The organism is Sporobacter termitidis DSM 10068 (assembly GCF_900130065.1).
GTDB classification, from domain to species: domain Bacteria; phylum Bacillota; class Clostridia; order Oscillospirales; family Oscillospiraceae; genus Sporobacter; species Sporobacter termitidis.
On sequence record NZ_FQXV01000008.1, the window covers coordinates 147,434 to 163,019 of the forward strand.

Genomic DNA, 15,586 nt, shown 5'->3' on the forward strand with positions numbered 1-15,586 from the left:
GCTAAACTGCAAAAAGATGTAAAGCAACGCGGAAAGGAAATGAGTACTTATGAAAAGAACGGCAAAATCCATAGTATTCCTTGTCCTGGCGCTGGCACTGCCCGCGCTGGCGTGCACGCCGGGGCTGGCGGCCGGCGCACCGGGGACGATCAATTATGTGGCTTTCGGAGACTCCGTCTCCGCGGGTGTTCGCGGCGGCGTCGGCGCGCCGGGCTCGGAGCCCGGCTCCGACAAGGGCTATACGGACGATATTGCGGGGCTTTTAAAAGACGCGGGCGTGCTGGGCGGCTTTAACGAGGATTACTGTCTCTCGGGAGAGACAGCAAAGGGCCTGGCGCAGAAAACCGAAGCGCTGAGAGACGCGTCGTCCCCGGGGGCCGCGCTCGTCCGGAATGCCGATATTATCACGGTAGACGTCGGCGCGAACGACCTGCTGGGGCCGCTCTACGCCTATGCCGGGACCTTGAAGAGCGTGACCGATTATGATCTGGACAAAGCCGCGCAGATTTTGAAGCAGATGATCGATGAGCTTTATGGCGCGACGGGCGCGGGAATCCAGGCCGATTACGAGACGATCCTGCGGAACATGCTGGCCGCAAACGACGGCGTGAGGATTTTCGTCATGGGTTACTACAACCCGCTTCCGGTGGCGTCGGCGCTCGCGGGCGTGGACCTGGACGAGCCGACGGCGTATCTCAATACGCTGATACAAACGGCGATAGCCGGCGTGCAGGCCGATTATCCCGGCGCGTCCATCTCCTATGTTCCGACGTTTGACGCGATGGCGGCCGCCCCGGACAGCCTTGTGGCGACGGATATCCATCCGACGGAGTCCGGCTACACGGTCATCGCCGGCGAGTTCTGGAAGCAGCTGAAGCCCCTGGCCGACGGCTGTCAGGTGAGCGCGGCCGTCTCGCCCTCGCGCTTTATCGTGAACGGGCAGACGCTGCCGTTTGGGGCTTATATCATCGACGACAGCAACTATATCAAGCTCCGGGACGCGGCCATGGCCTTAAACGGCACGCCAAAGCAGATCGGCGTCTCCTGGGACGGCGCGACGGACACCGTGACCGTCACCTCGGGCGCGGCGTACGCGCCCGTCGGCGGGGAGTTGGCGCCGATTCAGTGCGGCATGCCCGCCAAGGCGCTTCTCAGCAAGTCCGCCGTCGTGATGGACGGCAACGCGCTGCGCCTGACGGTTTATAATATCGGCGGCAATAACTATATCAGGCTGCGCGAGCTGGCCGCGGCCCTCGATATCGGCGTCTCCTGGGACGGCGGCACAAATACCGTGACGCTCGATGCGGCAAAAGGCGGCATCCTGCCGGCGGCATGAAGGCAATAAAAACGGCTCCCTCTGGCGAGGGAGCCTCAAACTGTCGGCAAAGCCCGAAGGGCTTTATCGACAGCCTTATTTGATTCTGAGCCTTTTGTGCACGCCGGAGGACCTGTGCTTGTTCCGGTAGACCTTCAGCTTTGTCAGGCCGAGCTCAATATCGTCGGCGAGCTTAAAGAGCTTGCCGGCCTGGAAGTCGCCGTGCTCCGGCTGCGACGATTTATAGTCTTTGATGACCTGCGGATAGCGCGCCGTGGCCCGCCCGACGGCGTCCTCCCAGGAAAGGTAGATTTCCTCCATGGCGGTCTTGCCCATGACCCTGGCGGCCGCCTGATCGTGGGCGACGCGCAGCACGGCGTCGGCGAGGGCGTCGGCGTTTTCGTCGATCAGGATGCCGTGGCGCCCGTCCGTGATGCCTTCGGCCGCGCAGCTGCCGCGCACCAGCACGCTGGCCAGCCCGCAAGCGGCGGCCTCCCGCACGACGATGCCGTTGGTGTCAAAGGTGGAGGGGAAGAGAAACATATCCGCGCGCGAAAAGAAGGCCCGCAGCTTTTTCCGGTCCTTGACGATGCCCGTAAAGACGCACTCCTTCGTCAGGCCGAGGGCGTTGGCGCAGATTTTGATTTCCTCAAAGTCCGCGCCGCTCCCGACAAAGACCATCCGGAACCGCGCCCCGCGCAGCTTGGCCCGAAAGAGGCCGTCCAGGGTGAGGCGGATATTTTTATACCACATCATGCGCCCCACGTACAAAAACGTCGGGACGCCGTCCTCAAGCCCGTATTCCGCGCAGATTTCGGCGATCTCTTCGGGCGCGGCCTGCCCCCGCGGCAGGTCCACGCCGTTTTCCATAACGCGGTAACCGCCCGTGTAGCCGAGGCTCTTCAGATTTTCTCCCGCGCCCTCGCTGACGACCCAGACCTCGTCGCAGGCCTCGATATTGGAGACGATGAATTTGATGGCGGCCGCTTGTATAAACCCGAGCTCCACGGCGTTTTTGATGTCAATGTCGTATTTGGTGTGGTACGTGAGCACGATGGGCGCGTTGACGGCCGAGCGGAGCGCCCGGGCGAACATCGTGGACACAAACGGGCAGTGCGTGTGGATGAGGTCGATATCGCTTTTCATCAGCTCCCGGAGCGTCGCCGGCCAATAGGGGATGCCTGTGCGGTAGCCGATGGATTTTGTGGTGTTGATGCTCGGATAACGGACGACGCGGTAAGGATAGTCGTCCGTCACGCCGGGATAGTGCGGCACGGCCACAATGGCGTTGCCGGAGTTCTTTTGTATATTTTCCGCATAATTCAAAACGCAGTTGGCCACGCCGTCAATGACGGGCGGAAACGACTCGTTGAGAAGACAGATATTGAGTTTATCGTCCATACTGACCGATGCCCCTGCAGTATAAAATTTCCATTGTCCCATTATTAAGTATGATAGCACGCCGGCGGCGATTATACAAGGTGCCGGCGTTATTTCCCGCCTCCGGCGGCGCGCTGCTTATTGCTTTTTCTGCAGCGCCGCTTTGAGGGCCGCCTCAAAGATGGCGAGGGCCTCGTCGGCCTCCCCGGCCGTCATGATGAACGGCGGCTTGATTTTCAGGACGTTCAGGCGGTATCCCGCCTCGCCCAGAAGGAGGCCCATGGCCTGGGCGGCGTGCTTTACTGTCTGGGCCAGGACCATATCGGGCGCTTTTGTCGCCGGGTCCTCCACAAACTCTATGCCGATGTGCAGCCCGGCCTGCCGGACGTCGCCGATGCAGGGATACGCTTTCTTCAGGGCCTCGAGCCGCGCCGCGAAATGCGCGCCGAGGACGCTGACATGCTCCAGGAGCCGGTCGCGCTCGACGATGTCCAGCTGCTTGAGCGCCGCCACCTGGGCCACGCCGTTGTTGGAGAAGGTGTGGATATCCTCGCCCAGCGGGCCAAAGCCCTCCAGCCTGTCGTGGATGATGATGGCGGCAATGGGGAAGCCGGCGCCCAGCGATTTGCCGATGCAGATGATGTCCGGCTCGACCTCGTATTTAGTGGCGGCGAAATAATCCCCGATTCTGCAAAACGTCTGCAGCTCGTCGAAGATCAGCAGGCAGCCGAATTCGTCGCAGAGCTGCCGGAGGCCCTGCAGATAGCGTCTGGGCAGCGGAATCTGCCCGCCGCTGGCCTGGAGCGGCTCGACGATGATGCCCGCCACCGGGCCGCAGACGCCGGCCCGAAGCGTCTCCGCGGCGGCCTTCAGGCAGTAGTCGACGCAGCCCTCGGGGTCGGACGAGCCGGCCCAGCGGTACACGTACGGGTTGGGAACGCGGATAAACAGATCGTTGATGATGCCGGAAAAGCTGTTGAAGCCGGTAAAGATGCCGGCGGCTTTCGTGGAGATCCAGGAGGCCGCGCCGGTGGTCAGCGACGTGCCGTGGTATCCGTCCTGCAGGCACACGAATTTGCGCGCGCCCTTCACGTTTTTGGCCGCGATCTTCATGGCCGCCTCAATGGCGGCGCTGCCGCCGACCGTAAACAGGACGCGGTTTAAGTTGGCGGGCGCCAGGTCCGCCAGGCGCTTGGCCAGGGCGTAGCGGGGCAGGCTGTCGCTGTTTTGGTTCAGATGCCCCAGCTCGCCCATCTGCTCGTAGACCGCCTGACGGATTTCCTCGTTGGCGTGCCCGAGAAAAAGCGCCCAGCCCTGAGAGGTGCAGTCGATATAGCTCTTGCCCTCCAGGTCGTAAAGCCGGACGCCGCGGCCCTTGGAAAAGCAGATGCCGTGCTGGCCGCTGCCCAGCATCGAATACTTGTTATATTCTTCAAGGTCGCCTTGTTTGATCGATTTGATTTTATCCAGTGTGCTGTCCATGAAGCCTGTCCTTTCGCGTTATGTAAATAAGCCGAGCAAATTCCCGACGCCGATGCCGGCGTAATTGCCGATGACGAGCCCTAATATGCCGCAGAGGATGCCCGGCAGAATGACCTCGTCGTTGCGCAGCGCCTTGGCCACGGGGATGATGAACGGCGGGCCGAAGATGCCGGCGCAGGAGGTGATGGTCATGGTGTCGCTGTCGATTTTCCCGAGCCTTGCCATGAGCAGGTGGAGCGCCACTGTGCCGTACTGGATCACGAGTTCCATCGCCAGCAGGACCAGGACCTGGCCGATAGCGGAAACGTCAAAGGAGAGGCCCATCACCACCGCGAACATCAAAATGAAATAGAGCCCGGTGCTGTAGGAGCCGGGAGCGCTTCGTATTTTTTTGACAAAGGAGAGGGCGATGCCGCCCGTCGTCACCACCAGCATGATCACAACGGTATATTCGCTCAGCTTGGCAAGCCCGGTGTTCCCGTATTTGCTGGGGAGCAGCAGGCACAGCCCCGCCCCGACGGCAAAGCATAAAAGAGTCAGCCCGACGAGCCCCGCCCGGCTCAAAAACGCACTGAAGGGCCGGATGCTTTGCTTCCTGCCGCTGAATTCCTCCGTATAGCGCTGCGTTTCCGCCGCCATATCCGAGCTTTTGGCAATGCCGACGGGCTTATATTTCGGCAGCAGCTTTCTGGTCAGCCAGGGCATCAGGGACAGGAGCAGCAGAAAATAGGTCCCGCCGCCGATCATGTCGGCGGTCTGGAGCAAAAGTATCTGGCTGTTGGACGCGCTCAGCGATTTGCCGATGGCGATCATGTTGGGCGTGCCGCCCACGTAGGATCCCACCAGCATCGCGCTGATGTTCTGGGCCTCGGGGACGATGCTTTTAAACAGGAAAAACGCCGCGGCAGCCACGGCGACCGCCGCCACGCAGTTCATCGCGAAGGAGGTGAGCATGGGCCTTGCGAGCTTTTTCAAGGCGGGCAGGTCCGCCGAAAAGAGAATGAGCGGCATGGCGATACACACCAGCACCGACGAAAAATCGGCGGCGAGCGATATGTTGGCGCCCCCGGCCTTGAAGGCAAAGCTCAGCAGCAGCCCGATGAAATAGCACAGAAATACCGAACCCAGCGTATTCAAAAAAGGCACCTTATCGGCGGCCAGAATGATCAGCCGGGGCAGGAACAGGATGGTTAAAAACAAGATCACCGTGACAAGCATTATCCCAATATCCTCTGTTTGATTATTTTTGCTATTGTATCATATCCCGCTGCCGTTTCAAAGCTCGAAAAGGCTAAGATTTGGTTAAAAATCCGCGCACCCCCCCGCCGGAGGATAAAAAATTGATCCCCCGCGAAAACGGGAGATCAAGAGATGGCCGATTATGTTGCTGACTGGCTTTTAAACGTATCGCACTGTGTTCCGGCGTTCGTCTCGACGACATTGTCGCCCATGGGATTGATCACGAGGTTGCTGGCCTGGCAGAGGTTCGATTTGTTGTACTGGCAATCTTCCACGCCGCATTTTACCGCTCTTTTAGAAGTCTCCATGCATTTCACCTCCTTCACCTCTAGCTTTGCCCAAAGACTGGGAAATATACCACGGACAAGGGATGATCGCCGCATGCAATCAGAGGCAAGCGGGCGTTCCGCATTGGAGCAATAGTGGAAAAAAGATTATCCCCGCCCATAACAAGTACGGGCGGGGCGATAACCAAGCTTGATTTAGTATTACCAGCGACGCCCGCAGCGTCTGCAAAACCCATTAAAGAGCCGACACCCGCAGCATGGGCAAAAGAAGAAACCCCTCAAAAACCTCATGATGTCCCTCCTGATTTTGAAAATAGGATATGTCTACGGGATAGGATATGCCATGCACCAGCAAAGTGTGACAGGCCACGGCGGGCGCAGACAAGCGTGATTGGAGGTTGATGCGATGCAGGTATTCCCGAGAGAGACAAGTAAGTACATAGAAATGAAACTTGAAGCCTATTTCCAACACGTAGTCATCTCAACCTGCGGGATGTCAAATTACTCTTACTAAAAATAGCCAGGTCTACCGCGTAGGTAAACCTGGCTATTTTACTTCTTAGGCACAGAAATAAACAATACGTGCAACCGTTACACTTTGAGTATCCTCAAGACTGCGAAATGTAAACTCTATAATTATCGATCGTAAAAGGATTGATGTTCTGTAATGTCACGGTTAGCTGTAATGACAAACCTGCTGCATTATTTGCCGTCGTATTGTATTGATCGCCCGGACTAATACCACTTACTGGTGAAATTGTCGCCGTTTGATTTGTTGTCGGATCATATATGGTGAGTGTATATTTCAGGTTGCTCGTACTTGTAGACTGGTTGTATACAGTTACGGATAAATTTTTACCATTTGATGGAACGCAATTATATGTATATACAGCGGTGTTAGGATAGGTAAGCGATCCACTTTGATCAAGTCCGCCAGCAGCAGAAGCTGAAAACATGCAAATAGCGGTAACAACAAAGAGTACCAAGGCGGAAGTCGACAAACGAGCCAGCTTTTTCATAACATAATCTCCTTTGTAATTTGATGTTTGTTATATTAATAGAACTAATGAACCAATGGACTCACCCCTTTCATGCTTTCAGATATATATGACAAGCGAGCATGAGATTTGCAACAAAAAATGGAAGGTTTTGTGCATTATGTGGTGTATCCTTTTTAATTTACTAAAAGTCACTTTTGCATACTTTATTACTTCAAGACAACATGAAGCATGGGAAAGGTGACAGATAGGTGGACGAACAAAAAAGTCCAGGACTGACAAATACGAATTTCGGTGTTATCATGATAGCGTGAATAAACATAAGAGTTGAAAATGTTGATCAGTAATGACCTCACAAAAGGCCGGGGGTCAACGCCTCCGGCCTCTTTTATTCCTCTCTTCTAAACCACGTCACGTCATTGACCCACCCGTACTCAATCACAGCATTACCTTCGTAGTGCCGGTATCCATCCTTCTTGATACGTTCAACTTCGAGTTCGGCCAATCGCTGTGTTTTAACTGGGTATTCATATGTCGTACCCGACGTCACGATGACGCGGATAATGTAAGTGGTCATATCCCTCACCCGAGGGTAGTATGCCCAGGGGCAAACAAAATGAGCGGCAACAAGATTAAACGCTGACTTGTATCTTGACCTGTACGTTTTAAATTTTTTGCCCTTTTTACGCCTCAAGTAAGCCTGCAATTCTACCGGCCAATAAAATAAGAAAGCCTCAAAATACTGTAATTACAGCACTTTTGAGGCTTCGATTTTGGAGCAGGATACGGGAATCGAACCCGCGTGTTCAGCTTGGGAAGCTGACATTCTACCATTGAACTAATCCTGCGAGGGTAAGCACTATTTTAACACAACTTTTCCTAAATGCAAGCGAAAAATTCCCACCCGCCCGCCCAGCAGAGGTATGGGGCTTCGCCCCTGCTGCCCCTTCAGAGGCTCCGCCTCTGCGACCCAGACGGAACGGAGCCTATGACTTGGCGCGCTCGATTTGACGCGCCGACTCCGGCGCGACTCGCTGGCGCTGGAAGCTTCCCTCTGGACGCGGGAGACTTGCTGTGCGGCCAGGTTATATTTGTCCCGAAAAAATCATATCCCTGTAGTACCAAGGAGGGGATTTGACTATGAAAAAAATGATCTCGATCATCCTCGTTTTTGTGCTTGTTTTTGCCTTTGTCATGCCGGTTGCCGCCGAGGACTCCGTACCGGTGTTTCTCGCCGAGGACGACAACGAGGCCGTCGACGCCTCCGTCTTCCAGGAGGAGACGCCCGTTGCCAACGTCTCTGACCTGAATATCTCCGCGCCCTCTGCGATTTTGTTGGAAAAAGAGACCGGCAGGGTCATTTATGAGAAAAACGCCGACGAAAAGCTGGAGCCGGCCAGCGTCACGAAGGTCATGACGATACTGCTCATCGTCGAGGCCATCGAGGCCGGGAAGATCACCCTGGACGACATGGTGACGACGAGCGCCTACGCCGCGTCCATGGGCGGCTCGCAGATATTCCTGGAGGAAGGCGAGCAGATGAGCGTGAGGGATATGCTCAAATCGATCGTCGTCGCGTCCGCCAACGACTGCGCGGTGGCGATGGCGGAGTATCTCTCCGGCTCGGAGTCCGTCTTTGTGGCCAAGATGAACGAGCGCGCCAAGCAGCTGGGGATGACGAACACGAACTTTACCAACTGCACGGGGCTGCTTGACGATACGACCCACGTGACGACCGCCCGCGATATCGCTACAATGTCCAGGGAGCTGATCAAGCACGACATGATCAAGCAATTCACGAAAATCTGGATGGACAGCGTGCGCAACGGCGAATTCGGCCTGAACAACACCAACAAGCTCATCTATTATTATCCGGGCGCCACGGGCCTGAAAACGGGCTTCACCAGCCGCTCGAAGTACTGCCTGTCCGCGACGGCCGAACGGGACGGGGTGGAGTACATCGCCGTCATCCTGCACGCCGAGACGTCCGCCAACAGGTTTGAGAGCGCCAAGACGCTTTTAAGCTACGCCTTCGCCAACTATTCCCTCATTTCGGCGTATCCGGACAGCGCCCTGCTGCCGGTCCGCGTCAATTTGGGAAAGGTGCCGTATGTCCAGCCCGTGATCCAGGGCATCGACAAGATCCTGGTCGACAAGGAGACGGCGTCCACGGTGACGAAAGAGGTGCAGGTCATCGACAAGGTGCCGGCGCCCGTCAAGGCGGGCGATAAGCTCGGCGCGCTCGTTGTGAAAAGCGGCGACAACGTTCTGGGCGAATATCCGATCGTTGCCGGCGACAGCGTCGGCAAGCTCGGCTGGGGCAATATCTTCGGACAATTTTTGCAGATGTTGTTTACCGGAGGGTTGTAAAAAATCGGCGATTGGGATAAAATAACTCTAAGGAAGATAGAGGCGTTTGCAGTGCGCTGCGGGCGCTGGAGATAAAAAATCAGCCGGAGGACGACGCGGATGATCAAAACCGACCTGACTGGCGCCCTGAGCTTTATTGATGAGAAGGAACTGCCCGGGGCGGAGGACAAGAAAGCGCTGACGGACCTGCTGGACGGGAAAATCGGGCGCGGCGGGGCCGGCTGGCTGCGCCTGCCCGAGGACTATTCCGACGCCGTGTCCGCGGCGATCAGGAGCGCCGCGTATCAGATCGCGGACAATTCGGAAGTCCTCGTCGTCATCGGCATCGGCGGCTCGTACCTCGGGGCGCGCGCCGCGCTCGACCTGCTGAGGACGCCTTATTACAACCAAATAAAAAAGAGGACGCCGGACATCTATTTCGCCGGCAATAACCTGTCCGGAGAATATCTGGAACAGGTTATCGCTTTAATCGGCGGCCGTAATTTTTCAGTCAACTACGTGTCAAAGTCCGGCGCGACGATGGAGCCGTCGGCGGCGTTCCGGGTGTTTAAAAATCTGCTGGATTCGAAATACGGTGCCGAGGGCGCCAGAAAGCGCATTTACACCACGACCGACGGCGAGAAGGGCAAGCTGCGGCAACTCACCGACCGCAAGGGGTACACCTCCTTCGCGATACCGGACGACATCGGCGGCCGTTACAGCGTGCTGACGGCCGTGGGGCTGCTGCCGGCCGCCGTGGCGGGTATCGATATCGACGAGCTCATGTCCGGCGCCCGCGACATTATGAATAAGGATAAGGACGACGTGCTGCAGTACGCGTCCGCCAGACAGGCTTTGTACAGACAGGGGAAAAAGATCGAAATCCTCGGCTGCTTCGAGCCGTCTTTTCGTTCCATGGGCGAATGGTGGAAGCAGCTGTTCGGCGAGAGCGAGGGGAAGGACGGCCGCGGCATCTTCCCGGTGTATACCGAGTTTACCACGGACCTGCATTCCCTGGGGCAGTATATCCAGAGCGGCGAGAGGTCGCTCTTTGAGACGTTCGTCTCAATAGAGAAGACGTCCGCCGCAATCCGCGTCCCAAAAGACGGGGAGCTGGAGGACGGGCTTGAAACGCTCGCCGGGCGGGAGCTGCAGGAGCTCAACCGCGCCGCGTTTGCAGCGACAAAGGCCGCGCACAACGACGGCGGCGTGCCTGTGATCCAGCTGGACGTCCCGCAGCTGTCGCCGTATTACTTCGGCGCCCTGGTGCAGTTTTTCGAGCTGTCGTGCGCCGTGTCGGCGCTGATCTCAAAAGTCAACCCCTTTGACCAGCCCGGCGTTGAGGCGTATAAAAAGAACATGTATGCCATTCTCGGGCTTCAGAAATAACGAAGCTCTGACGGAATTTATGCAAAATTCATATTTTGTTAGTTGATACCGCGGGTAAAAACTGATAAAATGAAAAAAAGCGAAAGAGGTGTTTTATGGTTAAGGTCATCATGGGCTTAAAGGGCTCCGGTAAGACAAAGCAGCTTATTGATCTCGTCCACGCGGCAGTCAATCAGGAAAACGGTGAGGTTGTCTGCATTGAAAAGGGACAAAAGCTGACCTATGACATTCCGCACGCTGTCCGGCTGATCGAAGCGTCTAATTACGGCTTTGACAGCTATGATTTTCTGAAAGGGTTCATCAGCGGCCTGCACGCGGAAAACTACGACATCACCCATATATTCATCGACAGCCTCTTGAAAATTATTGACCAGCAGATCGACAGCAGGGCCGAGGATTTCGTCGAATGGTGCGAGTCCTTCTCCGAACGGGAGAACATCAAGTTCACCATCACCATCAGCGCCGACGCCTCGCTGGCAACGGAAGGTATCAGAAAGTATTTTTAAGTACCCGCCCACCCGGCCCGGGAGAGGGATAGGGGCTGCGCCCCTATGACCCCCGTTGCTGGGGCTTCGCCCTATACCCCGGTTTCGTTTTTGCAGAGGCGCTGCCAATGGGGACGCGCGGCACGGAGAATGTCCGCAGCATCTATAATCACGCTGCAAAAAGCGCCATGGCTTGCCCATGGCGCTTTTTATGCGCGCCTGTGGTTAAGCGGCAAGGGCAGCGCCCTTGCCTCCGTCCCCATCTTTCTCCGCATATTGGCGCACGGCGGCCGTTATTGCGCACGCACATAACGGGGTATGGGGCGGAGCCCCAGCAACGGGGGCCATAGGGGCGCAGCCCCTATACCTCTATCGGGTGGGCGGGTGGGTATTGCGCCGCGCCGTGGGAACTGTGGTATAATATGGATGATTTCAAAATCGGCTGAAAAGAGGGGTCCTATGATTTTATGCTTCAGCGGTACCGGCAACAGCCTTTACGCAGCCAGGCGCATCGGCCAAATCGCCGACGACCGGGTCGTTTCGGCGAACGTGCTTATCAAAAAGGGCGGCGGCGCGGCGTTCGATTCTGAAAAGCCGCTGGTGTTTGTCTGCCCCACGTACGCCTGGAGGATACCGCGCGTCTTCGAGAGCTTCATCAGGGAAACCCGGTTTTCCGGCAGCAAAAAAGCGTATTTTGTCCTGACCTGCGGCAGCGAAACCGGCGCCGCGGCGGCGTACGCGGCGCGGCTGTGCGCGGATATGGGCTTTGAGCTTATGGGGCTCATATCCGTCGTTATGCCTGAAAACTATATCGCCCTGTATGACGCTCCGGATAAGCAGGCGGCGCGGGTCATCATACAAAAGGCCGGGCCCGTCATCGAGGCCGCGGCGAATTGCGTCAGGGAAGGGCGGCCGCTGCTGCGGGAGCAAGCGACCCTCGGCGGAAAGCTGCTGAGCGCGGCGGTAAATCCCGTGTTTTACAGGTTCGTCGTCAAGGCGAAGGGCTTTCACACGACGGACGCCTGCACCGCCTGCGGGAAATGCGCCGGCCTGTGCCCGATGAACAACATCCGGCTTGAATCGGGAAAGCCGGTGTGGGGCAGCCGGTGCACACATTGCATGGCGTGTATCTGCCTCTGCCCGGCGGAGGCCGTCGAGTATAAAAAAAGCTCGCAGGGAAAGCCGAGATACCATTGCGCGGAAGAGCGGGTATAGCGTCACCCGTCCTTTTTTGAGCTGCCCTGCATCCTGTCGCCGATCCACCGGAGGATATCCGCGTAGACCTCCGGCCTGTTTGTCTCGTTTAAAACCTCGTGGCGGGCGCCCTTGTAGAGCGCCATAGCGACGTCCCGGACGCCGGCCTCCTTAAAGAGCCTGTACACCTTTTCCACGCCCGCGCCATAGTCGCCCACCGGGTCCTGGTCGCCGGAGATCAAAAGGACCGGCAGGTCCTTGCGCATTTTATCCACATTGGATTTCTTGCCTACAAATTTGATGCCGCCCAGCATATCGCTGAAAATGCCCACGGTGGGGACGAAGCCGCAGGCCTCGTCGGCGATGAATTTATCGACGATGTCCTGATCCCGGGACAGCCAGTCGCAGGGTGTCCGCAGCGGCTTGATGCGCCGGTTGTACGCGCCGAAGCACAGCAGGTTGAGCCGGGGGCTTTGCTTTCTGCCGCCATAAAGTCTTTTCTCAATGCCGGCGAGCGCAAGCCCGAGATTTAAAAGGGCGTCCGTCTGCTGGCCTGTCCCGCTGATGATGCAGCCGGACAGCCCGTCCCGGTATTTGATGAGCATCGTCCTGGTCAGAAAGCTGCCCATCGAGTGGCCCAGCAGGAAATACGGCAGGCCAGGGTACTCCGCCCGGGTTTTCTCAAACAGTTTGTGCATATCGTCGACGGCGGCGTCCCAGCCGCTTTTGTCGGCGAAAAACCCCCGGTCCTCGTCCCGACCGGCCGACCGGCCGTGGCCCAGGTGGCTGTTGCCGACGACGGCGAACCCGTTGTCCGCCATAAAGCGGCCGAATTCGTCGTACCGGCCGATGTGCTCGGCGATGCCGTGGGCAATCTGCAAAACGGCTTTGACGTCCCCGCCGTCGGGCAGCCACCGGCAGACGTGCAGCTTGCTTTTCTGATCTGTGGAATCCAGAGTGAATTCCGTGAGAGTGGACATGGAAAATCGTCTCCCCGTATGATATACTGTCGGCTGCGTGGGCAGCATAGGACCATCATATTTTACTTTTTTTGTTAAGTCAATGGTTTCAGGATCGGAGGTGTGGCATGGCGGTCAATTATCAGCGCATGCTGGACGAGACGCTGCGCGGGGTGGCGTTGTCGGGCGCGGCGCCGCAGCTCCTGCTGCACAGCTGCTGCGGGCCGTGCAGCAGCTATGTGCTCGAATACCTGTCCCGCTTTTTTGACATCACCGTTTTGTATTATAATCCAAATATTTATCCCGAAAGCGAGTTTTTAAAACGCGCCGCCGTCCAGGCCGCGCTGGTGTCCGCCATGGACTTTCCAAATCCGGTGCGCCTGAGCGTCGCGGACTATCGCCCGGAGGAATTTGACGCGGCGGCCGCCGGGCTGGCGGGGGAGCCCGAAGGCGGCGGGCGCTGCCGCAAATGCTTCGCCCTGCGGCTGGAGGAGACGGCCCGGCGCGCAAAGGCGGGCGGGTTCGACTATTTCACCACGACGCTCTCCGTCAGCCCGCACAAGAACGCCGCGGCGCTCAACGAAATCGGCGGGGAACTTGCGGACAAATACGGCGTCAAATACCTGTATGCCGATTTCAAGAAGAAAAACGGCTATAAGCGCTCCATCGAGCTGTCCGCGCAGTACGGCCTATACCGGCAGAATTACTGTGGCTGCCGATATTCGCTGGCCGCTGCCCGGCCTGGCGGCGAGGCCCCTTGACGGGCTGCCAGATAATTTACAATTCATTCTTGTTTTTGTAACCCAAGCTGATATAATGTTCTGCACGCGGATATTGCGCACACGCACCCGCAGGCGCGCAAAGCTGCAAAAAGCTTGTTATACTGCAAAAATGTTTGAAATTACGGCAGATGGGGAAAATCATGACAATCAGGAAAATTGCTTTCGCGGGGGTCATTGCCGCCGTTTACGCAGTACTGACGATGGTGCTCGCGCCGATCAGCTACGGGCCGATTCAGTTCAGGCTCTCGGAGGTGCTCTGCATCCTGCCGTTCTTTTTCCCGTTTTCGGCGTGGGGACTGTTTATCGGCTGCGTTGTCGCAAATCTGCTGAGCGCCTACGGTCTTCTCGACATCGTGTTCGGCTCGCTGGCAACGCTGCTGGCCGCGCTGTGCACCATGTATATCGGGCGCCTCAGCAAAGAGCACGCGGCGGTCAAGGCGCTGGCCTGTCTGCCGCCGGTGGTTATCAACGGCCTCGTTATCGGCGCGCTGATCGCTTATGAAACAACAGCCGCGCCCGGGGCATTCTGGCCGGCGTTTATCGCCAGCGGCCTGCAGGTCGGATTCGGGGAGCTCGTGATCCTGTATGTGCTGGGGCTGCCGGCCCTTATTTTGCTGCCCCGGTCCAGCTTTTTCAGAACATTGACGGCGCTGTACGCGCAGAACAGATAAGAACAATTTGGGGGAAATAAGATGAAAGTCAGAAAAGCCGTTATTCCGGCGGCGGGGCTCGGCACCCGCATGTTGCCCGCCACAAAGACCGTGCCGAAGGAAATGCTGCCGATGGTCGACAAGCCCGTCATCCAGTACATAATCGAGGAGGCGGTGGCGTCGGGCATCGAGGATATCCTGATCGTCACGAACCGCGCCAAATCGGCGATGGACGACTACTTCGATTACCATCCCGAGCTGGAGGAAAGGCTTTTAAAGAACAATAAGACAAAAGAGGCCGAGGCCGTCCGGATGTCGGCGGACCTGGCGAATATTTTCTACGTGCGCCAGAAGGAGACAAAAGGGCTCGGCCACGCCATCTGGCGCGCCAAGCGCTTCGTCGGAGAAGAGCCTTTTGCCGTGCTGCTGGGCGACGATATCATGATGGCCAAAACGCCGGTGATGAAGCAGCTCATCGCCGCGGCGGAAAAATACGGCGCCAGCGCCGTCGGCACGCAGGCGGTGGCCGACGAGGCGATTTCAAAATACTCCTCGCTGAAGGTGTCACCGCTGGAGGAGCGCATCTTCCGCGTGACCGACATGAACGAAAAGCCGACGCTGGAAGAGAAGTTTTCAAACTACGCCATCCTCGGGCGCTACGTCCTGACGCCGGACATCTTCGATATCCTGGAGTGCACGCCGCCCGGCTACGGCGGGGAGATACAGCTTACCGACGGCCTGAAAATGCTCTGCAAGCAGTCGCCGATGGTGGCCGTCGACTTTGAGGGCCGCCGCTACGACACCGGCAACCTGAAGGGCTTCCTCGAAGCGACCATCGACTACGCCCTGGAGAGCGATGAAATCGGCCCCTGGCTGAAGGAATTTATCATCGACAAAGCAAAAAACCTGTAACTCACAGGCAAAAACAAGAAGTGGGATATATTGAACTTGTGTTCAATATATCCCACTTCTTTAAATTATAGCGGCAAACAATAATAAATATCAAGGAATCCAGGCTTCCCCCGGAGGAAGCTGTCGGCGCAGCCGACTGATGAGGGAGCCCCGTAACGCCTTGTT

Annotated in this window: 15 protein-coding genes and 1 tRNA gene; 8 read left to right on the top strand and 8 right to left on the bottom strand. The window is 57.3% G+C overall.

The annotated features are described in order from the left end of the window. The first annotated feature begins 49 nt into the window (after positions 1-49). Positions 50-1,336: a GDSL-type esterase/lipase family protein gene (locus BUB60_RS12260; RefSeq protein ID WP_073079447.1), complete on the top strand. Its 1,287-nt coding sequence runs from the start codon at positions 50-52 to the stop codon at positions 1,334-1,336. Between the two features lie 75 nt (positions 1,337-1,411). On the opposite strand, the gene BUB60_RS12265 is transcribed toward BUB60_RS12260, so the two are convergent. The 7 genes from BUB60_RS12265 to BUB60_RS12290 all read right to left on the bottom strand — a co-directional run bounded on the left by BUB60_RS12265 (position 1,412) and on the right by BUB60_RS12290 (position 7,549). Then, complete coding sequence (locus BUB60_RS12265) at positions 1,412-2,716, bottom strand: glycosyltransferase (protein ID WP_073079450.1); 1,305 nt, start codon at positions 2,714-2,716, stop codon at positions 1,412-1,414. Between the two features lie 117 nt (positions 2,717-2,833). Further along, on the bottom strand, positions 2,834-4,177 hold the full coding sequence (locus BUB60_RS12270) for an aspartate aminotransferase family protein (protein WP_073079452.1): 1,344 nt from the start codon (positions 4,175-4,177) through the stop codon (positions 2,834-2,836). An 18-nt stretch (positions 4,178-4,195) separates the two neighbouring features. Beyond that, complete coding sequence (locus tag BUB60_RS12275; RefSeq protein WP_073079455.1) at positions 4,196-5,395, bottom strand: DUF819 family protein; 1,200 nt, start codon at positions 5,393-5,395, stop codon at positions 4,196-4,198. A 161-nt stretch (positions 5,396-5,556) separates the two neighbouring features. After that, positions 5,557-5,724, bottom strand: coding sequence for a DUF1540 domain-containing protein (locus tag BUB60_RS12280; RefSeq protein ID WP_073079457.1), 168 nt, complete (start codon positions 5,722-5,724; stop codon positions 5,557-5,559). 587 nt (positions 5,725-6,311) lie between these two features. Beyond that, complete coding sequence (locus BUB60_RS19810) at positions 6,312-6,722, bottom strand: hypothetical protein (RefSeq protein ID WP_143162341.1); 411 nt, start codon at positions 6,720-6,722, stop codon at positions 6,312-6,314. Positions 6,723-7,089: 367 nt separating this feature from the next. Next, entirely contained in the window at positions 7,090-7,278 is a 189-nt protein-coding gene (locus BUB60_RS20455) for a hypothetical protein (protein WP_073079460.1), read from the bottom strand. A 197-nt stretch (positions 7,279-7,475) separates the two neighbouring features. Continuing rightward, positions 7,476-7,549: transfer RNA gene (locus BUB60_RS12290), tRNA-Gly, on the bottom strand. A gap of 292 nt (positions 7,550-7,841) precedes the next feature. On the opposite strand from BUB60_RS12290, the gene BUB60_RS12295 reads away from it, so the two are divergent. From BUB60_RS12295 to BUB60_RS12310, 4 genes are all read left to right on the top strand, one after another. After that, positions 7,842-9,071: a D-alanyl-D-alanine carboxypeptidase family protein gene (locus BUB60_RS12295; protein WP_073079464.1), complete on the top strand. Its 1,230-nt coding sequence runs from the start codon at positions 7,842-7,844 to the stop codon at positions 9,069-9,071. Between the two features lie 99 nt (positions 9,072-9,170). After that, positions 9,171-10,439 (top strand): glucose-6-phosphate isomerase, encoded by a 1,269-nt coding sequence (locus BUB60_RS12300; RefSeq protein WP_073079466.1) that lies wholly within the window; start codon positions 9,171-9,173, stop codon positions 10,437-10,439. Between the two features lie 95 nt (positions 10,440-10,534). Continuing rightward, positions 10,535-10,945 carry a hypothetical protein gene (locus tag BUB60_RS12305; RefSeq protein WP_073079468.1) on the top strand — a complete coding sequence of 137 codons (411 nt, stop codon included), beginning with the start codon at positions 10,535-10,537 and terminating at the stop codon, positions 10,943-10,945. A gap of 438 nt (positions 10,946-11,383) precedes the next feature. Continuing rightward, entirely contained in the window at positions 11,384-12,139 is a 756-nt protein-coding gene (locus BUB60_RS12310) for an EFR1 family ferrodoxin (RefSeq protein WP_073079470.1), read from the top strand. Positions 12,140-12,141: 2 nt separating this feature from the next. On the opposite strand, the gene BUB60_RS12315 is transcribed toward BUB60_RS12310, so the two are convergent. Next, complete coding sequence (locus tag BUB60_RS12315) at positions 12,142-13,098, bottom strand: alpha/beta hydrolase (RefSeq protein ID WP_073079472.1); 957 nt, start codon at positions 13,096-13,098, stop codon at positions 12,142-12,144. Between the two features lie 107 nt (positions 13,099-13,205). On the opposite strand from BUB60_RS12315, the gene BUB60_RS12320 reads away from it, so the two are divergent. The 3 genes from BUB60_RS12320 (at position 13,206) to galU (ending at position 15,421) form a co-directional block, all read left to right on the top strand. Then, the gene (locus tag BUB60_RS12320; protein ID WP_073079474.1) at positions 13,206-13,838 is read left to right on the top strand and encodes an epoxyqueuosine reductase QueH; all 633 of its coding nucleotides are present in this window, start codon (positions 13,206-13,208) and stop codon (positions 13,836-13,838) included. A gap of 161 nt (positions 13,839-13,999) precedes the next feature. Next, positions 14,000-14,530: a QueT transporter family protein gene (locus tag BUB60_RS12325; RefSeq protein WP_159435404.1), complete on the top strand. Its 531-nt coding sequence runs from the start codon at positions 14,000-14,002 to the stop codon at positions 14,528-14,530. Between the two features lie 21 nt (positions 14,531-14,551). Then, positions 14,552-15,421 carry a UTP--glucose-1-phosphate uridylyltransferase GalU gene (gene galU, locus BUB60_RS12330; RefSeq protein WP_073079476.1) on the top strand — a complete coding sequence of 290 codons (870 nt, stop codon included), beginning with the start codon at positions 14,552-14,554 and terminating at the stop codon, positions 15,419-15,421. Positions 15,422-15,586 lie beyond the last annotated feature (165 nt).